The sequence below is a fragment of the Thioalkalivibrio sp. AKL8 genome, assembly GCF_000380525.1.
Classification (GTDB): domain Bacteria; phylum Pseudomonadota; class Gammaproteobacteria; order Ectothiorhodospirales; family Ectothiorhodospiraceae; genus Thioalkalivibrio; species Thioalkalivibrio versutus.
Map to the genome: position 1 here is coordinate 553432 of NZ_AQYF01000009.1, position 20003 is coordinate 573434.

Below are 20003 nucleotides of genomic sequence, written 5' to 3' on the forward strand. Positions count from 1 at the left end.
GCCTCAGGCGGGGCGCGGCGCGTCGACGCGCTCGCCGTCCGCCCCGTTTTCGGGACTGATAACCTCGACGGACCCCTCACCCTCCGCCTCATCCGCGGTTGGGTCGGCGCCCGGCGCCGGGGCGTGGGTCAGCATGCCCAGCACCGCAGCCAGACGGCTGCGCATGTCACGGCGATCGACGATCATGTCGATCGCGCCATGCTCGAGCAGAAACTCCGAACGCTGGAAGCCCTCGGGAAGGGTCTCGCGCACGGTCTGCTGGATCACGCGCGGCCCGGCAAAGCCAATCAGGGCATTCGGCTCGGCCACGTTCAGATCACCCAGCATGGCCAGGCTCGCCGACACACCCCCCATGGTCGGATCCGTCATCACCGAGATGAACGGGATGCGTTCTTCCTGCATGCGCGCCAGTACCGCGCTGGTCTTGGCCATCTGCAACAGCGAGAACAACGCCTCCTGCATGCGCGCACCACCGGAGGCACTGAAGCACACCAGCGGGATGCCCTGTTCCAGCGACCGGTTGGCCCCACGCACGAAGCGCTCGCCCACCGCGGAGCCCATGGAACCGCCCATGAAGCGGAAGTCGAAGGCAGACGCCACCAAGGGGCGCCCCAGAAGCTGGCCCTGCATCACGACCAGGGCATCGCGCTCGCCGGTGGCCCGCTGGGCCGCCACCAGGCGATCCTTGTACTTCTTGGAATCGCGAAATTTCAGGACATCGGAGGATTCGATATCCGCCGCGATCTCCTCACGGCCCTCGGCATCCAGGAAGGTTTCCAGGCGCCGGCGTGCGCTCATGCGGCGGTGATGACTGCATTTCGGGCAGACATCGAGGTTGCGTTCCACCTCGGGGCGATAAAGCGTCGCGTCACAGCCCTCGCAACGGACCCACAGGCCCTCCGGGACCCCCCGCTTGGTCGCATTGTCGGTGCGGATGCGCGAAGGCATCAACTTCTCGAACCAGCTCATGCCGTCTCCCCGTAATTCGAATCGGCGCCGCGCATTCTACACCGTGGCTGCCGCGCCCGGGGAGCGCGCCGCATCCATGGCACGACGCATCTCACTGACCACCGCCGCCGCCGCACGGGCGAAGCCGTCGGCATCGCCGTCGTGCTCCTCGGCCAGGCGCACGATTGCGCTGCCCACCACCACGGCATCGGCCACCTGCGCGACCCTCCCCGCGGTCTCCGCATCGCGAATGCCGAAGCCGACGCCCAACGGCAGCCCGGTGTGGCGACGCAGACCCTCCAGGCGCGCGGCCAGTGCCGAGGTATCCAGGGTCTGCGAACCGGTCACGCCCTTCAGCGATACGTAGTAAACGAAGCCGCGCGCCGCCCGGGCCACATGATCGATACGCGCCTCCGAGGTCGTGGGTGCGATCAGGAAGATGGGATCGATGCCGGCCTGCTCCAGCAGCCCCACCACGTCCTCGCTCTCCTCCGGCGGCAGGTCCACCGTCAGCAACCCATCCAGCCCGGCCGCCTTCGCGGTCTGGGCAAAGGTCTCGTACCCCATGCGCTCCACCGGATTCAGGTAGCCCATCAGGACCACCGGCGTGGTGGTGTCCTGCTTGCGGAACTCCGCCACCATCGCCAGCACGTCGCGCAACCCGGTGCCAAAACGCAGGGCCCGTTCGCAGGCCTTCTGGATCACCGGGCCATCGGCCATCGGGTCGGAAAACGGGACGCCCAGCTCGATCAGGTCGGCCCCGGCCTCCACCAGTGCGTGCATCAGGGGTACGGTGGCCCCCGGCTCCGGGTCGCCCGCCGTCACGTACGGGATCAACGCCGCGCGATTCTGTTCGCGCAGTTCGGCAAAACGCTGCTCGATGCGGCTCATAGCGTAATCCCCTCGCGTTCGGCCACGGTGTTCAGGTCCTTGTCGCCGCGCCCGGACAGATTGATGATGATGCTTTGATCGGGACGCATCTGCGGGGCCAGGTCCAGCACATGGGCAATCGCATGACTGGTCTCCAGCGCCGGGATGATGCCCTCGGTGCGGGTCATGCGGTGGAAGCCAGCCAGCGCCTGGTCATCCGTTACCGACACGTAGTTCACCCGGCCGATGTCCTTCAGCCACGCATGCTCCGGCCCGACGCCCGGGTAGTCCAGGCCCGCCGAGACCGAGTGCGTGCCGATGATCTGGCCATTCTCGTCTTCCATCAGGTACGTCCGGTTGCCGTGCAGAACGCCCGGCTGCCCGGCGCACAGCGGCGCAGAGTGGCGTCCGGTCTCGACCCCGTCGCCCCCGGCCTCGACCCCGATCATCGCCACCGACTCGTCGCCAAGGAACGGATGGAACAGCCCGATGGCATTGGACCCGCCGCCAACACAGGCGACCAGGGTATCCGGCAGGCGGCCGGTCATTGCCAGGTGCTGCTCGCGGGCCTCGCGGCCGATCACCGCCTGGAAGTCACGGACCATCGCCGGATACGGGTGCGGCCCTGCCACGGTGCCAATGATGTAGAAGGTGTCGTCGACGTTGGTCACCCAGTCGCGCATCGCCTCGTTCAACGCGTCCTTCAGGGTGCGGGTGCCGGACTTTACCGCCACCACCTCGGCGCCCAGAAGGCGCATGCGATAAACGTTCTGAGTCTGGCGCCGGGTGTCCTCCTCGCCCATGTAGACCACGCATTCCAACCCCAGCCGCGCGGCCACGGTGGCCGTCGCGACGCCGTGCTGTCCGGCACCGGTCTCGGCGATGATTCGCTTCTTGCCCAGGCGCTTGGCCAGCAGGGCCTGGCCGATCGTATTGTTTACCTTGTGCGCCCCGGTGTGGTTCAGGTCCTCGCGTTTGAGGTAGATCTGCGCACCACCCAGTTCCCGCGACATGCGCTCGGCGTGATAGAGCGGGTTGGGCCGCCCAACGAACTGCTTCAGGTCATGATCCAGCTCCGCCAGGAAGTCGGGATCCTGCATGTACTGCTCGTACACCGCCTGTAGCTCGTCCAGCGCCCCCATCAGGGTCTCGGACACGAAGCGCCCGCCATACGGCCCGAAATGCCCACGGGCATCCGGGAAAGCCGCCCAGTCAATCTTGTTCATCAGTCTCCACCTCGCATTGACGCACCGCCTGCACGAAGGCCCGCATGCGTCGTGCATCCTTGACCCCGGGCGCGGATTCCACCCCGGAACTCACATCGACCCCGTACGGGCGCAGGTGTTCCAGCGCAGCGCGCACCGAGTCCGCATCCAGCCCCCCGGCCAGCAGCCAGGGCCGTTCCAGGGCATCGGGGACGCGCTGCCAGTCGAAGCGGTGCCCCGACCCGCCGCTGCGCCCCCCACCATGGCTATCCAGGAGAAACCCCTGGGCATCCGGGTGCTGCTCCATCGCCGGGCGTGGATCCTGCCCCTTGCCCATGGCGATGGCCTTCAGATAAGGCCGCCCGAAGCGCGCGCAAAACGGCGCCGTCTCGTGCCCGTGAAACTGCAGGCAATCCAGCCCTACCGTCTGCAACACCGTTTCGACTCGTGACGGATCCGGGTCCACGAACAGACCCACCGTGGTCACGAACGGCGGCAGCGCGGCCGCGATGGCCGCGGCCTGCGCCGGCTCAACCGCCCGCCGACTCGCTGCATGAAACACCAGCCCGATGGCATCGGCCCCGGCCGCCGCCGCGGCGCGTGCCTGTTCCGGGCTCGTCACTCCGCAGATCTTCACCCGATAACGCATGCGCCCGCCGGCCTCCTCTGTCCGGTCGCAAAGCCTACCAGAACCCGGCACGCGATCCGGCTTTCCCGCAATCACCCCGGCGCATTCCCCGGGACGCCATCGAGGACCGGCCCCGCGGTGATCGGCAGCTCGAACTCCACCGGATAATCCACATGCACGAAATAGAGCCCGCCGGCCGGCGCGGTGATCCCCGACGCGCGCCGATCACGCGCCGCCAGAACCTCCGCCGGCCAGCCGGGATCGGCGCGCCCATCCCCTACCGCCAACAGCACGCCGGCGATGTTGCGCACCATGTGATGCAGAAAGGCATTCGCGTGGATGTCCAGGATCACAAGGGCCCCGCGCCGGATCACCGACAACGAATGCACGCGCCGCACCGGCGATTTCGCCTGGCAAGCCGCCGCCCGCAGGCTGCTGAAGTCATGTTCGCCGACAAAGGTCTGACCCGCGCGATGCATGCGCTCCGCATCCAGCGGACGCCGCCACCAGGACACTCGTCCGGCCTCCAGTGCCGGACGCACCGCTCGATTCGCAATGACGTAGCGATACCGTCTGCCAAATGCGCCGAACCGGGCGTGAAACGCCCCCGGAACCGGTTGCGCCCAGGTCACGGCAATCGCGTCAGGCAGGCGACTGTTGGCGCCCAGGATCCATGCACGCGGCTCGCGCTCCGCCGGAGTATCGAAATGCACCACCTGCGCCGTGGCATGGACTCCCGCATCGGTGCGCCCCGCACAACTCAACGCGACCGGATGATTCGCCACAAACCCCAGTGCCGCCTCCAACTGCTGCTGCACGCTGGGACCGTCCTTCTGGCGCTGCCAGCCCAACAACCCACGCCCGTCATATTCGACCCCCAGCGCCCAGCGTTGTACCTGCTCACCCGCATCATTGAAGCCCGGTTGTGCGTGCGCCTCACTCAAATGTCCGCTCCTCAAAAAAACCACCAAGTGAGCCAGGCCGCCAGCACCCCGAACCACAAGCCGATGACTGCCCAGCGGGGCACTGCCCGATTCTCCGTCCCAAGGTCGGCCGGGCCGTCCTCCGCCCCGCTCGGTCCGGAAAGGGCCTGATCCAGACGCTGCACCAGCCACTCGCGCACCGCTTCCAGCCGAGCCTTTCTCGCCCCCCCAAGCGCCTCCCGGCGCGCCTTGATCGCCGCTCGATCCCCCTCGAAATACATCAGGGCGAGAAACAGTCGCCGGGCGAAACGCTCGCCCCAGGCACCGAACACCTGCCAAGGTCCGCCCAGAACCAAACCGAGACTGCGTACGAGCACAGGCCTTGAAAACCGCTCGGTGAGCCAGACCACCAGCAGCAGCACCAGGACCAGGGCGAGGATACGAGTCCCGGCCTCCTGGAGCCCAGCGGCAAGATCGCCACCCTCCATCGGCCACAGGCCATAGAAGACCAGCAGGGAGAGGTAGAACCACTTCATGCGCAGGATCAAGCGACCGGCACGGCCCCAGGCAAACCCGCCGGGCCACGCCAGCCCGCCCACGAGCACGGCCATCACCACGAGTACCCGTGGCTCGGCCGATACCAGCGCAGCAGAAGCAGCCAGCACCCCCAGAAACGCCCACACCGCCCACACCACGCCCGGCGGGTGCGGTACCGATTCTGGCGGCAATTCGGAGGTCTGAACCAAGCGTGAACCGCCCTCGCAGCGATTAATGAATCACAAAAAAGGCCCCGCCCGGGGTTTTGCCCCCGGGCGGGGCCGGTCTGCACATTCCGGGAGTCAGCCGAGACCGAACCGGGAACATCCGGTCCGGAACCCCGACTTCCCGATGGTCACGAGCCCTGAATCTGCTCGCGGATCCCCTCGGCCTCGCGTTTCTGATCATCGGTGCCCGAGGCCAGGACCTCGTCGATCAATTCCTGGGCACCTTCCTGATCTCCCATGTCGGCATAGGCCTGGGCCAGACTCAGACGCGTGACGTTCTCGTCCGCGTCCGCTCCTGCGGAACCATCGTCGGTTTCATCCTGACCGGCAACAGGCGCATCGGAACCACCCGGGCCAAGCAGGTTCTCGTCCAGATCCAGGCCAGCTTCCGGCTCCGCCTGTTCCCCGCCACTCGCGGTGGAATCTGTCTCCGGCAGCTCGTTCTCGTCGATGTCGAACGCAAGATCGTTCAGGTCCCCATCAGCATCCGCGCTGGAAACATTACCTTCCGCGGCGTTCGCCAGATCCGCTTCCAGATTCTCGTCGAGGTCGAACGACAGGCCCTGATCATCCGCAACCGGCTCGCTCCCCAGGCTTTCCGCCGCCTCGTCGGTCTCGGGAAGCTCCAGACCCGAGAAATCGATCTCATTGCTGTCGGATTCCGTCGCGCGGCTTCCTTCCGCCGAAGGCACATCACCGAGATCGCCGGCCATCGTGCCACCAGCTGCAGTGGCGCCAAGACCGGCCCCCTCCCCAATCCGGGATTCCAGATCGGACAGGCGATCACGCGTAGCCGTATCACCCGCATCCAGCCGACCGCGCAGCGCACCGGCCGCCTGCCTTGCGCTCTCTTCATCCTCAAGCGCGAGATGTGCCTCGACCAACTTCAGGCGGTACTGCTTGTTATCCGGATCGCGCTCGATCGCCGCATTGAGCGTCTCGACCGCCTGATCGTTCATGCCGTACGCCAGGCAGACATCTACCTCTGCCAGTACGTCATCTGTCGCCTCGCCTCCCTTCTGACTGGTGCTGGCGACCACGACCTCGCCAACCTCTTCCCCCGAATCGGCCGACAGATGGGAAGCGTCTTCCTGTTGCCCATCATCGCGTTCCGCGCCACCCGCCGCCGCGGCCGTGCCAACCACGGTGGCAGCGGCGGCACGGGTCGTCGAGCGATCTGGCGAACCCATCTCCCCGGTCTCGTAACTGCGGGCATCGAAGCCGGTCGCCTGCACCTTGCTGTTGTCCGCACGCGGCTTCAGGCCGGAACCGTGATCGTCGACCATCACCTCGCGGCGGCCGCCGCGGGCAAAAGCCAGCAACACCAGCAGCAGCAGAATGACCAGCGCAATCGCCATCATCAGCAGCAACGGGTCATTCATGATGCGTTCGTGCAGCGGGGCATTGCGTTCAGCATCCGCACGATCCAGACGGGTGCGCAGCTGTTCGCGCTCGGCGCGCAGCTGGCTCAGCTGTTCCTCGAGCCCAGCCATGTTCTCGCTGGAGATCTCGGCCAGACGCCCACGCTCGCCAAGCTCCTCGCGCAATTCGGAGAGCTCGGCGCGCATTCCGTCCATTTCGGCGCGCTGGGACAGCAGGGCTTCCTGCAGCAGCTCCTCGGAACCCCCCTCGGTTGCCCCGGCTTCGGCATCTTCCGGCAGCAGATCGGCGACGATCTCCAGGCGATCCTCGGGCGCCACCGCCTCGGTCGCGGCCTCGTCGCCCACCGCCGTTTCGTCCTCGGTCACGGCCGAGTCCGATTCGGCCACTGCGGATTCGTCGTCCGCAACCGCCGCGGCAGCGTCCTCCGTAACAGCCGATTCTTCGTCCTCGGCGAGCGCCTCGCCCTCGACACCCTCCTCAGCCGCGGCCGGAGCCGGCTCCGGTTCTTCGCGAGCCGCGCGAGTGGATTCCTGCCAGGAGCGCGTCTGATCGGCAACCTCGGCCCGCGCCTCGGCGGTACTGCGCGCGTCCAACTGTTCGCGGGACGGCGTACGCAATTCCGCGTCCGCGCGCAGCGAATTGATGTTGTTACCCATGAAGGCCTGCGGATTGGCGTCGAGGAACGCGAGCATGGCCTGCTCGTCGCTGTATCCCGAGACACCGCTGCGGCGCACGACCGCGTAGAGGGTGTCGCCACTACGCACCCGGATGGTTTCGCCTTCGCGGGTCGCACGCGGCGCTGCGCCGGGGTCCCCGCTCACGGCCGGCGCAGAAGTTCCGGAAGGCATCGTGCCGGGCGGATCCAGCAACAACGAGACCTCGCGCATGGCGCGCCCGCCATCCCAGCGCGCCTCCAGCAGCATGCCCACATAGGGCTCGCGCACCGGCCGGCGTGTGGTCAGGATGATGCGGTCACCCTCGACCTGGATGTTCAGGTCCCCCGGAACACCGCCACGGTTCAGACCGGCGCGGCGGTATGCATCCTCGGAAGCCTGGCGAATTCGCAGGGAATCGCCCGCAGCTGCCGCTCCCCGCAAGGGAATCTCCGCCCGCAAGGGCTGATTCAGGAAGGATTGAAGATTGATTTCGCCGAAGCCCACGGAACTCGAGGACGCCGGGGCCACCAGCAGCAAGAACAAAAACCCAACCAAAAACTTGCGCACGAATTCCCCCTGAAAATGCCACGTGGCCGTACTGCCTCGGCCAACACGGCCGATGACCCCCTGGCCACGGATGTACCGGGTAGTGTCCCCGGCGTTTTCCCGGATTAAATCACAGGTAATCGCGGATCAAAACCTCCGCGATCTGAATCGTGTTCAACGCGGCCCCCTTGCGCACGTTGTCCGAGACCACCCACAGGTTCAGTCCGCGGGGGTGGGAAATGTCCTCGCGGATGCGGCCGACGAACACCGCATCCTTGCCGGAACCCTCGGTCACCGCAGTCGGATAGCCCCCGTCCTCGTGCTTGTCCAGCACCGTGATCCCCGGTGCGCCGGAGAGGATTTCGCGCGCCTTCTCCGCACTGATCTTCTCGCGCGTCTCGATATGCAGGGCCTCGGAATGCCCGTAGAACACCGGAATGCGCACCGCGGTCGGGTTCACCAGGATGGACTCGTCGCCCATGATCTTCCGGGTCTCCCAGACCATCTTCATCTCTTCCTTGGTGTAGCCATTGTCCTGGAAGACGTCGATGTGCGGCAGGGCATTGAACGCGATCTGCTTGGGATACACGTTGCACTCCACCGGACGGCCATTCAGCAACGCCGCCGTCTGGTGCGCCAGCTCCTCGATCGCCTCTTTTCCAGTACCGGACACGGCCTGGTAGGTTGCCACGTTAATCCGTTCGATGCCGACCGCATCGTGCAGCGGCTTCAGCGCCACCAGCATCTGAATGGTGGAGCAATTCGGGTTCGCGATAATCCCGTGTTTCGTGTAATCGCCCACCGCGTCCGGGTTCACCTCCGGAATCACGAGCGGGATCTCCGGGTCGTAGCGGAACTGGGAGGTATTGTCGATCACGACGCAGCCGGCCGCCGCCGCCTTGGGCGCATATTCCGCGGACACCGAGGCGCCCGGCGAGAACAGCCCGATCTGCACCGTGGAAAAATCAAAAGTCGCCAGGTCCTCGACCTCCAACTCGCGCCGGCCGTAGTCCACCGTCTTGCCCACCGACCGCGAGCTGGCCAGGGCATGCACGCGCCCGATCGGCAGGTCGCGCTCGGCCAGGATGGACAGCAGGGCCTCGCCAACGGCGCCCGTTGCCCCGACCACGGCCACGTCAAATTTGCGGTCACTCATCGTTAATTCCCGGTTTAATTTTGATCTTCAAGCTATTGATAGTTCTATTGAACCGTAGGATGCGACGAGCGCAGCGAATCGCATCAATCTCTTCCCCAGCGGAGGCAATGATGCGTTTCGCTGCGCTCAACGCATCCTACACTTGCGCGTGATACAAGCCCCGTTCGTGAGGCCGCCTCAATCGTCCAGCGCAGCCACCAGGGCATCCCCCATCCCCTGGGTACCCACCAGTGTCATGCCTTCACCGAAGATGTCCGGCGTGCGCAGGCCCTGATCCAGTACCCGACCCACAGCCGCCTCGATGCGTTCGGCCAGGTCGTTGCGGTCCAGACTATGACGGAGCAGCATCGCGACCGACAGCACCGTCGCCATCGGGTTGGCCTTGCCCTGCCCCGCAATATCCGGTGCCGAACCGTGGATCGGCTCGTACAGACCCACGCCCTCGCTGTTCAGCGAGGCGGACGGCAGCATGCCGATGGAGCCGGTCAGCATCGCCGCTGCATCGGACAGGATGTCCCCGAACATGTTGCCGGTCACCATCACGTCGAACTGCTTCGGGTCACGCACCAGCTGCATCGCGGCGTTGTCCACATACATGTGAGACAGCTCGACCTCGGGGAATTCCTTCCCGACACGCTCGACCACCTCGCGCCACAGCTCGGAGACTTCCAGCACGTTGGCCTTGTCCACCGAGCACAGACGCTTGCCCCGCTTCATCGCCGCCTCGAAGCCGACTCGGGCGATCCGCTCAATCTCCGATTCGCTATAGACCAGCGTATTGAAGCCGACCCGCTCGCCATTGCGTTCCTCGATCCCGCGTGGCTGGCCGAAGTAGATCCCCCCGGTCAGCTCGCGCACGATCAGGATGTCCAGCCCGCTGACCACCTCGGGCTTCAGCGTGGAGGCCGAGGCCAGCTGCGGATACAGGATCGCCGGGCGCAGGTTCGCGAACAGGCCGAGATCCGAGCGGATGCCAAGCAACCCACGCTCGGGGCGCAGGTCGCGCTCCAGCGACTCGTACTGCGGGCCACCCACCGCCCCCAGCAGGATCGCGTCTGCACGACGCGCCGCCTCGCGGGTGGCCTCCGGATAGGGGTGCCCGGCCGCGTCATGCGCCGCGCCCCCGATCAGGCCCTGCTCGATCTCCAGATCCAGACCGCCGATCTCGCCCACGCGCTCCAGCACCTTCAGCGCCTCGGCCACGATCTCGGGCCCAATCCCGTCCCCGGGCAATACCAGAATTCGGCTCACAAACCTCTCCCAAGTAACTATTATTCTTTACCTATACATTCCTAGTGGCAACGTCATTGCGAGGAGCCGCAGGCGACGTGGCAACCTCCGGTCGCAACCCCCGACGTTTACCCGAGCCAGCGCCGGGGCTGCCCTGGGAGATCGCCACGTCGCTGCGCTCCTCGCGATGACGGTGCTTCCTGCCCCCCGTCATTGCGAGGCCCCGCCAGGGGCCGTGGCACAAAAGCGCGAAGCGCGTTGAACGGCCGCAGGCCGGCCCGAAGGGCGAGCGCAGCGAGTAACCTCCCAAAGCTGCCAGAGCGCCGGTACGGGGATCCGGTGGTTCCGGACGGAGGTTGCTTCGTCGCTTCGCTCCTCGCAATGACGGTGCCCGGATCCAGGCCGTGCCAGACGCACCGTCTACCGTTGTTGTTCCGCCATCCACGGCCATTCGCGGCGCTGGCGCTCCTCGAAGGCGCGAATATCGTCCGCAAACTGCAGCGTCAGGGCGATATCGTCCAGCCCGTTCAGCAGGCGATGGCGGCGGTCCTCGTCCAGCGTAAAATCGAATACGGTACCGTCCGGCGCGGTCACGGTCAGCTCGTCCAGGTTCACCTCGACCTGGGCACCCGGGTTCGCCTCCACCTGGTCGAACAGGCTTTGCACCTCGTCCTCGGCCAGCACCACGGGCAGCAGCCCGTTCTTGCAGCTGTTGGAGAAGAAGATGTCCGCGAACGACGGCGCGATCACGGCGCGAAAGCCGAAGTCCGTCAGCGCCCACACGGCATGTTCCCGCGAGGACCCGCAGCCGAAGTTCTTGCGCGCCAGCAGGATGGTCGCCTGGTCAAACGGCGCCTGGTTGAGCACAAAGTCCGGGTTCGGCCGGCGCTTCGAGCCATCCATGCCCGGCTCGCCCGGGTCCAGGTAGCGCCAGTCGTCGAAGGCATTGGGGCCGAAGCCCGTGCGCTTGACCGACTTCAGGTACTGCTTGGGGATGATCGCATCGGTATCCACGTTGGAGCGGTCCAGCGGCGCGACGATCCCCTTGTGTACAGTAAAGGCCTGCATCGCTTACGCCTCCTTCAACGCGGACGGTTCAATGAAGTGCCCGGCGACGGCCGCCGCGGCGGCCAGGGACGGGCTGACCAAATGCGTGCGCCCACCCTGCCCCTGACGCCCCTCGAAATTGCGGTTCGAGGTCGAGGCGCAGCGCTCGCCCGGTTCCAGGCGGTCGGCGTTCATCGCCAGGCACATCGAACAGCCCGGCTCGCGCCACTCGAAGCCGGCATCCAGGAAGATGCGGTCCAGCCCCTCCTGCTCCGCCTGCTGCTTCACCAGCCCGGAGCCCGGCACCACCATCGCCAGCTTGATGTTGTCGGCCTTCTTGCGGCCCTTCACCACCTCGGCGGCGGCGCGCAGGTCTTCGATCCGGGAATTCGTGCAGGACCCGATGAACACCTTGTCCGGACGGATCTCCGTCATCGGGGTGTTCGCCTTCAGGTCCATGTACTCCAGCGCCCGCTGCATGCCCTCGGCGCGCACCGGATCGGACTCGGCCGCCGGGTCCGGCACCCGCCCGTCGATCGGCGCGACCATCTCCGGCGAGGTGCCCCAGCTGACCTGCGGGGCGATCTCGGCGGCATCCATCTCCACCACCGCGTCGAACTCGGCATCCGGGTCGGAGACCAGCGTGCGCCAGTACTCGGCCGCCCGCTCGAACATCTCGCCGGTCGGCGCCTGCGGCTTGCCGCGCACGTATTCGATGGTCTTCTCGTCCACCGCGACCATGCCCGCACGGGCCCCGGCCTCGATCGACATGTTGCAGACGCTCATACGGCCTTCGATCGACAGGCTGCGGATCGCGGAGCCGGCAAACTCGATCGCGTAGCCGGTACCGCCAGCGGTGCCGATGCGGCCGATGATGGCCAGCACCACGTCCTTGGCGGTGACGCCCGGGCGCAGCGCGCCCTCCACACGGATCTGCATGGCCTTGGTCTTCTTTTGCCACAGGCATTGCGTGGCCAGCACATGCTCCACCTCGGAGGTGCCGATGCCGAAGGCCAGCGCGCCCAGCGCGCCATGCGTGGAGGTATGCGAATCGCCGCAGACCACGGTCATCCCCGGCAGGGTCGCGCCCTGCTCCGGACCGATCACGTGCACGATGCCCTGGCGCACGTCCGCCATCGGGAAGAATCTCAGCCCCAGGCTGGTGACGTTGCTCTCCAGCGTGTCCACCTGGATGCGCGAGACCGGATCCGCAATCCCCTGGTCGCGGTTCTCTGTGGGCACGTTGTGATCCGGCACCGCCAGCACAGAATCGCCGCGCCACGGCTTGCGCCCGGCCAGCCGCAGCCCCTCGAAGGCCTGCGGGCTGGTCACCTCGTGCACCAGGTGGCGGTCGATGTAGAGCAGCGTCGAGCCATCCGGCTCCTCGCGCACCCCATGCGCCTCCCACAACTTGTCGTACAGGGTCTTGCCTGCCATTACCTACTCCCGCGATCGTTACATCGCCAAGGGCACCGTTATTGCACGGCGCCGCCACTGGCACCGTCATTGCGAGGCCCCGCAGGGGCCGTGGCAACCTCCGTCCGAAACCACCCGATCCCGATACTGGCGCTCTGCCAGCTTCAGGAGGTTGCCGCGTCGCCTTCGGCTCCTCGCAATGACGTCGTTTCATGGCGACCTTTGACGCAGAGTCTGCGGCCAGCCCGGTATTCTTTCAAATCCGATTTCTTATCCGTATCATTCCATACGGTTATATAAATGCCGAGTCATGCCGAGCCCGACCATCGAACGGATCATTATCTCACGCAGGGACTGGAGAGACATGGATGCGCCCTGAACAACTGAGCGTCGAATCCCTGCAGGCCTTCGTCGCGGTCGTCGACACCGGCGCCTTCTCCGCCGCCGCCGAACGCCTGCACCTGACCCAACCCGCGATCAGCAAGCGCATCCAGTCCCTGGAGGCCACGCTGGAGCGCCCGCTGTTCGAGCGCCAGGGCCGCCGCGTTCGCCCGACGGAGGTCGCGGAGCGCCTGCTGCCCGAGGCCCGCGAGATCCTCGCCCGCCTGCGCGCCATCGAGCAGCAGGTCGCCGACCTCGACCAGGTGGTGCGCGGCCGCATCCGCCTGGCCACCTCGCACCACATCGCCCTGCACCGCCTGCCCACGCCACTGTCGGCCCTGCGCGAGCGCTACCCGGAACTGGAACTGGAACTGGCATTCATGGATTCCGAGGCCGGCATCGAGGCCGTCATGCACGGCGACGCCGACCTGGCCCTGGCCACCCTGCCCGAGGATCTGCCGAAGGGCGCCGAGGCGCACACGGTATGGACCGACGACCTCGTCCCCATGGTCGCCCGCAACCGCGCTGACGATACCCCGCTGGATACCCTGCGGCGCCTGCACGACTGGCCGGCCATCCTGCCGCCCGCGGATTCCACCACCCGCCGCCAGATCGACCAGGCCCTGGCCGCACAGGGCCTGCACCCCACCGCCGCACAGGAAAGCCCCTACCTGGAAGTCATCCGCATGATGATCGCGGCCGGCCTCGGCATCGGCTTCCTCCCCCGCACCATGGCCACCGCTGACCTCGCCGTACTCGACTGGCCCGGCGCGCCCGTCACCCGCCACCTCGGCTGGGTCCGCCACGCCGACCGCTACCGCTCCCAATCAATAAAGTCAATGATTCTGATGCTAGAGGGCCGTTAACGCTTTCAAGACGAGTGCTTCATCGAGGCGTCGCCCCCGGCTTGCACGCGTCCTGGTCCAGGACGAATTGTTCCCCGTCCCACACGAACATCGCGGCGACCGCCACGGCATCCTCCTGAAGCGGACGAAGGCTGTACTGGGCGCAATCGCGTTCATCGAAGCCCTGGAACACGAACGCCGCGACCGGGTTGCCCTCGGCATCGTACTGGTAGCCGTGGATGTTGGGGTCGGCGTTCATGTCCGCTCCGGCACAGGCCGCAAGAGGGAGGAGGAGAGCGGCCACGAGGACCGCCCGGTTGCAGGTGAGTGTGCGCATCGTCATGGTTCAGAACCGCTTGGAGAAGGTGGCAACACCCGCCGCGTCGGAACCATCCTGATGGTCCGGGTTGTTGGAGTACAGCAGGTTCACGTTCAGTCGGCTATCCACGCTCGGGGCGTAGGCGTAGCCCAGCTCGACATCCTGCTGACGCCCGTTCGGGGCCAGGCTGGCGCTGCGCTGTTCGCGGATCACGTTGCCCTCGACGTCCCGACCCACCGGCACATCCAGGTTCGCGGTGCCGGCGGTGACGCGCAGCGGCTGACTGACCATAAACACCGCTTCGTGCTGATCCCGCTCGAAAGTCAGGCCCAATGCGGACTGCTCGGTGGTCAGGCCGTCAATGGAGCGGATCATCCCCGGGCCGCCGGCCACATCTGCCTGGCCGCGCTCATAGCGCGCCATCAAGCCGAAGTAGTCACCCATGGACCAGTTCGCCCCCACCGACATGAGGCCCATGGTGGAGCGGTCGCCCAGCGACAGGGCGCCGTACCCACGAGAACCCAGCAGGCCGCCTTGTTCGTGGCGCTGGCCGTAGCCGACTTCCAGTTCCAGCGCATCGGTCGCATCGAAGCGCATGGCGACATCAGTGCGGGCCTGACGGTAGCCGTTATACAGGCTGTCCTCGTCGCGCTTGGCCGAGCCTGCCCAGTGGCCCACATCCATCGCTACACGGTCGGTCATCGACAAGGTGGCGGCGAAGCCCGCACCCTGACTCAGCAAGTGGGACAGGCCGCCCGAACCATCGGACAGCATCGCCATCCCGTTTTCCGGGGTCCACGGGTCCATGAGGGCCGTTTCACCCTGGTGGAAGCCGAATGCCGCCAGCTCGACCGTTCCGGTATCGAGGCGCACTTCACTCGCCCCCATCATTCCGCCAGTCGTGTGATGACTGGTCATCGACAACCCCGGGGCGACCTCATTGGTGATCGGGCGCGGGTTCAGGCCGGCCGTGGCGATCTTCTGCACTCGACCCGCCAGGCGCTGGCCATAGGCCATAACCGGGTGACTCTGACTGGACAGGTCCAGCTGGTAGTCCCGGCCCAGGTCATCAAATCCCACGACCCCTTCCAGCGCCGCGGTGTCGAAGCTGCCGCCGAAGCTGGAGGACCACGTCGCTTGCGTCTCGGACAGCGCGTGGCCGCCGTCTTCCACCTTTCCGCTGGACGCGATGGCCGTTTCGCCCTGCGGCTTCAACGCCTCCTCCAGGTCCGCGTGACCCTGACCGAGGTAGTAGTTCCCGCAATTCAGGTTCTCGTCCGGGCCGCAATCGTTCTTCTCGAACAGCTCGGAACCCTGGTCTGCCGTATCCAGCAGCAGCCCCGTGGTCTCTTTCGCCGACATGTGCGGCCACTGCGAGTTGATCGTGGCCACCATGCCCGCGATCTGGGGCGCGGCGATGGAGGTTCCGCCAAACGTGCCCGTGGCGTCATCGCTCGTATTCGAAGCGGACTGCGCAACAAACGGTGCCGCCAGTGCACGGGCCTGGAGATCCTCGTCCGCGCCGGGATAATTACTGGCCGGATACTTTTCCCATTCATCCGACCCGACCGCAATCAGCGTCTGGTCCAGCACCGACAGCAGCCCATCGTCGGTGGCCTTCTCCATGTCAAAGTTATCCGTAACGCTCTCGCCTTCGTTGCCGGCCGCAATCACGATCGCCGTTCCAAGACGCTCGAAGCTACCATCCGGCATTTCCATTTCCACCGAGCTCGCCAGTGCGTCCGCGGTGTCCGCATCGTTCAGGGCATTGAGGCCGCCCGAAAAGCTCAGATTGGCCACCCGGGCATCCTGCTCGGCCGACCACTTCATGCCCTCCTGAAGATAGCTCCTCCGAACAGACCCGCCGGAACCCGCCTTGAACAGGGCGAGCTTCCCATTGCCCGCCACACCGAAGGTGTTGCCGGCGGCGAGGGCGGCCACCGGCGTCCCGTGCATATAGGCAGGAATACCATCCTCGTCGTCCACCGATGCCGTTACATCCTCGCCGCCGGTCTGACGGTTATAGGAGGTCTCGATCCGGCCTTCGAATTCTTCATGGCTGGTGCGAAATTCCGTATCAATCACCGCGATTAGTGCGTCTTCCCCGTCTTCGATCGTGGTTTGCTGAACGGCCGGCGTAACGTTGACGTAAGTGTCTTCTTCCGGCTTCACGTTCGAGGAGGAGGAGCCGCCGCCACCGCAGCCGGTCAGCGCCAGCCCCGCGGCCGCCACCCCAGCAAAGAACACACTTCTCCCTGAAAGAGTCATTGATCCCCCAACGTGAAAAACAGAAAGATGCCCGGTGAAGTCCGGGCAATAGGCAATGGACAAGGCGAACTCACACCTCGTCGCCGGGCCTTGTGTACTACTTCATTATTGCTGCCCGGATCTTCTTATCCGTCTTGTACTGGTTCAACGCGTACACCGACCAGATCACAGCTGGGATCCATCCAATGATGGTGAGCTGCAACAACAGGCAGAGGATGCCCGAGAACGGTCGACCAATCGTAAACATCTGCAACCACGGCAGAAAAAAGGCAAGAAGCAATCGCATGGGACCTCCCTGGTACGCAATCTTGATCAAAAGTGTGATATCCGTCACACAACAGACCATTGCACCGTAAAGAAATCCGACATAGCAGGCAAGGCGACAACGGACCCAGCTGCTCCAAGTTGGAGAATGCCGATTCGGTTCTCAGGCGCGGGCGGCTTCGCGGGGGAGCAGGGACGAGATCATCCAGGTGGCGAAGATGAAGAAGGTGGAAGCGATCAGGGCGCCTTCCAGGCCCCAGACCATGAAGATGGCGCCGGAGGCGACGGTACCCACCAGGCGGCCGCCGGCGTTGGCCATGTAGTAGAAGCCGACCTTCATGGCGACGCGGTCGGCCTCGGCGTAGTCGAGGATCAGAAAGGAGTGGACGGCGGAGTTGATTGCGAACACCACGCCGAACACGCCCAGCCCGACCATCAGCACCCAGGCCGGGTCCAGGCCCACCTCCAGGCCGATCACGATGGCGATCGGCAGCAGCATCAGGATGAACGCCCACAGGCGCGCGGTGAGCCCGGTCGGATGCACCCCGCCCTTACCCAAGAGGCGGGGCACGGAGGCCTGCACGATGCCGTAGCCGATCACCCACAGCGCGAGGAACGCACCCACCTGCATGTGGTTCCAGTCCAGCGTGGCGCTGAGGAATACCGGCAGCGCGACCACGAACCAGACATCGCGCGCGCCGAACAGGAAGAAGCGCGCAGCCGAGAGCACATTGATCGCGGCGGAATTGGAGAACATCTGGGTGAACTTCGGCTTGCCGCCGACGCGCCCCAGCCCGCGCGGCAGTCCGACCACCGAGAAAAGCATGACGAGCGCCAGCATCCCGGCCAGGATGACCAGCGCCACCTGGAAACCCACGCTGTAGAGGAGCGCCCCGCCGACGAAGAAGCCGACCCCCTTCAGCGCGTTCTTCGAGCCGGTGAGTACCGCCACCCAGCGAAACAGCCGCCCCTCCCCGTCGCCGGCGATCAGCTTCACGCCGGACTTCGCGCTCATCTTGTTCAGATCCTTGGCGATCCCGGACAGGGCCTGCGCGAACATCACATAGGCGACCCCCAGCCAGGCCTCCGGCACCGTGAGCATCAGCAGGGCGGCCACCTGCAGCAGCGTCCCGCCGATCATGGTGGTGTTCACCCCCAGCCGCGCGGCCAGCCAGCCGCCGGTCAGGTTGGTGATCACCCCGAACAGCTCGTAGAACAGGAACAGGAAGGCGATCTCCAGCGGGCTGTAGCCCAGCTGGTGGAAGAACAACACGACCAGCATACGGATCGCGCCGTCGGTGACGGTGAACGCCCAGTAGTTCGCGGTGATCCGCGCGTAGGCACCCAGCCCCAGGGTGGGCGGCCCGCCCGGGTTTGGCTGGTCGGCCGCTCCGCTCAAGACGGCCTCAAACCCCCAGCTTGGCGACGCGGGCGACCAGCTCGACCAGCCGGTTCGCGTAGCCCCACTCGTTGTCGTACCAGGCCAGCACCTTCACCTGCGTGCCGTCGACCACCATGGTCGACTGGGCATCCACGATGGACGAGCGCGGGTCGGTGCGGAAATCGCTGGAGACCAGCGGGCGCTCCTCGTAGCCGAGGATGCCGTTCAGATCGCCGTTCGCCGCCTCGCGCAGCAGGCCGTTGACCTCCTCCACCGTGGTCTCGCGCGCGGACTCGAAGGTGAAATCGGTCAGCGACGCGTTCATCAGTGGCACGCGCACCGCATGGCCGTTCAGACGCCCGTTCAGTTCGGGAAAGATGTCGCCAATCGCCTTCGCCGAGCCGGTAGTGGTCGGGATCAGGTTCAGCCCGGCTGCACGGGCCCGACGCAGGTTGTCGCGCGGCAGGTCCACCGGGGACTGGGTGGCGGTCATGTCATGCACCGTCAGAATCGTCCCGTGGCGGATCGACAGCGCCGGGTGCAGTACCTTCACCAGCGGCGCCAGGCAGTTCGTGGTGCAGGAGGCGGCCGTCACGACGTGGTGCTTCGTGGGATCGTAAGCGGCGTCGTTCACACCCATCACCACGTTCAGCGCGCGCTCATCCTTCACCGGCGCCGCGACCACCACGCGCTTCGCGCCCCGGGTGAAATGCGGCTCCAGCGTGTCCATGGTGCGGAAGGCGCCAGTGGCGTCGATCACGATGTCCACGTCCGACTCGCCCCACGGCACCTGCCCCGGCTCGGCCAGGCTCGTGTGGCGCAGCTCGCGCCCGTCGATCCGGATCTGGTCCGCTTGGGCCTCGGGCTCGCGACCCCAACGCCCGTGAACGGAATCAAACTCCAGCAGGTGTCCGGTGACGGTCCCGTCGGCCGCGACCTCGTTCAGATGCACGATCTCGATGTCGTCCCGGTCCCATGCCGCGCGCAACGCCAAGCGACCAATCCGCCCCATCCCGTTGATCCCTACGCGCACCGCCATGGAGCCCCTCCCAGGAAAAATCGCGTCAGCATACCCCGCCCAAATGACAACCGCATGACGCCCAACCGCTGAAGACCCGGCTCGTCAGTTGAGCCAGACGATCCCGGCGTTGAGGTAGATGGCGAAGGCGACCCACAGCAGGTACGGCACCAGCAGCGCGCCGGCGATACGGTCGATCCGCCAGAAGGCAATCAGGGTGGCCAGGATCAGCGGCCACAGGATCAGGATCTCGGCGAGCGCCAGATCCGGGCGTTGCATGCCGAAGAACAGCACCGACCAGCCGAGATTCAGCGCGAGCTGGGCCAGGAACAGCCCCAGCGCCATCGGGGCACCGGTCAAACCGACGCGCCGCCAGACATGCCAGGCGGCGAGACCCATCAGGCCGAACAGCACGGACCAGACCGGGCCGAATACCGCGTCCGGCGGGTTCAGCGGCGGGCGCGTCAGCGTCGGATACCAGTCGCCCACCGACAGACTGGTCGCCCAGCCACCCAATCCCGCCACAGCGAAGACCAACACCATCCAGGCCAGCAGGCCCAGCATGTCCATGGCAAAGGAGCGCCGCCGCGGGCGCGGGGAACGGGCCGAATCGGATGTCGTCACGGAATTCTCCTTGTACTCGGGGGTCCTAGTCCGGGCTTCATCGAATCGGCGCCGGATTCCGAACGGAATTCATGCACGATTCAGTCAGCCACGCGACACTCTAACCTGACCACCCGGCACACAAGCGAGTT

18 protein-coding genes are annotated in these 20003 nt (G+C 66.1%); 1 reads left to right on the forward strand and 17 read right to left on the reverse strand.

Annotation, left to right across the window (positions count from 1 at the left end):
• Window positions 1-3 precede the first annotated feature (3 nt).
• From accD to leuC, 11 genes are all read right to left on the reverse strand, one after another.
• Complete coding sequence (gene accD / locus G335_RS0111955; protein ID WP_018145852.1) at window positions 4-969, reverse strand: acetyl-CoA carboxylase, carboxyltransferase subunit beta; 966 nt, start codon at window positions 967-969, stop codon at window positions 4-6.
• A 36-nt stretch (window positions 970-1005) separates the two neighbouring features.
• Window positions 1006-1839 (reverse strand): tryptophan synthase subunit alpha, encoded by an 834-nt coding sequence (gene trpA, locus G335_RS0111960; RefSeq protein ID WP_018145853.1) that lies wholly within the window; start codon window positions 1837-1839, stop codon window positions 1006-1008.
• Window positions 1836-3044 carry a tryptophan synthase subunit beta gene (gene trpB / locus G335_RS0111965; protein WP_018145854.1) on the reverse strand — a complete coding sequence of 403 codons (1209 nt, stop codon included), beginning with the start codon at window positions 3042-3044 and terminating at the stop codon, window positions 1836-1838. The genes trpA and trpB overlap by 4 nt, the downstream gene beginning before the upstream one ends.
• Entirely contained in the window at window positions 3031-3672 is a 642-nt protein-coding gene (locus G335_RS0111970) for a phosphoribosylanthranilate isomerase (protein WP_018145855.1), read from the reverse strand. Before G335_RS0111970 ends, trpB begins: the two co-directional genes overlap by 14 nt.
• A gap of 71 nt (window positions 3673-3743) precedes the next feature.
• Window positions 3744-4595: a tRNA pseudouridine(38-40) synthase TruA gene (gene truA / locus G335_RS0111975; RefSeq protein WP_018145856.1), complete on the reverse strand. Its 852-nt coding sequence runs from the start codon at window positions 4593-4595 to the stop codon at window positions 3744-3746.
• 11 nt (window positions 4596-4606) lie between these two features.
• Window positions 4607-5269, reverse strand: a complete 663-nt coding sequence (locus G335_RS0111980; protein ID WP_018176895.1) for a hypothetical protein — start codon at window positions 5267-5269, stop codon at window positions 4607-4609.
• Window positions 5270-5466: 197 nt separating this feature from the next.
• A complete protein-coding gene (locus G335_RS0111985; protein ID WP_018176896.1) occupies window positions 5467-7944 on the reverse strand; it encodes a FimV/HubP family polar landmark protein in 2478 nt (825 codons plus the stop codon).
• A gap of 109 nt (window positions 7945-8053) precedes the next feature.
• A complete protein-coding gene (locus tag G335_RS0111990; RefSeq protein ID WP_018145859.1) occupies window positions 8054-9079 on the reverse strand; it encodes an aspartate-semialdehyde dehydrogenase in 1026 nt (341 codons plus the stop codon).
• 177 nt (window positions 9080-9256) lie between these two features.
• Complete coding sequence (gene leuB / locus G335_RS0111995; RefSeq protein ID WP_196799820.1) at window positions 9257-10330, reverse strand: 3-isopropylmalate dehydrogenase; 1074 nt, start codon at window positions 10328-10330, stop codon at window positions 9257-9259.
• A 399-nt stretch (window positions 10331-10729) separates the two neighbouring features.
• Window positions 10730-11377, reverse strand: a complete 648-nt coding sequence (gene leuD, locus G335_RS0112005; protein WP_018145861.1) for a 3-isopropylmalate dehydratase small subunit — start codon at window positions 11375-11377, stop codon at window positions 10730-10732.
• Window positions 11378-11380: 3 nt separating this feature from the next.
• Window positions 11381-12793 carry a 3-isopropylmalate dehydratase large subunit gene (gene leuC / locus G335_RS0112010; RefSeq protein ID WP_018176897.1) on the reverse strand — a complete coding sequence of 471 codons (1413 nt, stop codon included), beginning with the start codon at window positions 12791-12793 and terminating at the stop codon, window positions 11381-11383.
• A gap of 347 nt (window positions 12794-13140) precedes the next feature.
• Between leuC and G335_RS0112015 the strand changes: the two genes are divergently transcribed.
• Window positions 13141-14019: a LysR family transcriptional regulator gene (locus G335_RS0112015; protein WP_018176898.1), complete on the forward strand. Its 879-nt coding sequence runs from the start codon at window positions 13141-13143 to the stop codon at window positions 14017-14019.
• Between the two features lie 19 nt (window positions 14020-14038).
• Here the strand turns inward: G335_RS0112015 and G335_RS0112020 are convergent, their stop codons facing one another.
• The 6 genes from G335_RS0112020 to G335_RS0112045 all read right to left on the reverse strand — a co-directional run bounded on the left by G335_RS0112020 (window position 14039) and on the right by G335_RS0112045 (window position 19812).
• Complete coding sequence (locus tag G335_RS0112020) at window positions 14039-14257, reverse strand: hypothetical protein (protein ID WP_018169603.1); 219 nt, start codon at window positions 14255-14257, stop codon at window positions 14039-14041.
• Between the two features lie 87 nt (window positions 14258-14344).
• On the reverse strand, window positions 14345-16564 hold the full coding sequence (locus tag G335_RS0112025) for a S8 family serine peptidase (protein ID WP_018176899.1): 2220 nt from the start codon (window positions 16562-16564) through the stop codon (window positions 14345-14347).
• A gap of 118 nt (window positions 16565-16682) precedes the next feature.
• Entirely contained in the window at window positions 16683-16871 is a 189-nt protein-coding gene (locus G335_RS0112030) for a YqaE/Pmp3 family membrane protein (RefSeq protein WP_018169601.1), read from the reverse strand.
• A gap of 141 nt (window positions 16872-17012) precedes the next feature.
• Entirely contained in the window at window positions 17013-18248 is a 1236-nt protein-coding gene (arsJ, locus tag G335_RS0112035; protein ID WP_018176901.1) for an organoarsenical effux MFS transporter ArsJ, read from the reverse strand.
• Between the two features lie 7 nt (window positions 18249-18255).
• A complete protein-coding gene (locus G335_RS0112040) occupies window positions 18256-19269 on the reverse strand; it encodes an ArsJ-associated glyceraldehyde-3-phosphate dehydrogenase (RefSeq protein ID WP_018176902.1) in 1014 nt (337 codons plus the stop codon).
• Window positions 19270-19353: 84 nt separating this feature from the next.
• Window positions 19354-19812: a TspO/MBR family protein gene (locus tag G335_RS0112045; RefSeq protein WP_038034590.1), complete on the reverse strand. Its 459-nt coding sequence runs from the start codon at window positions 19810-19812 to the stop codon at window positions 19354-19356.
• Window positions 19813-20003: the final 191 nt, after the last annotated feature.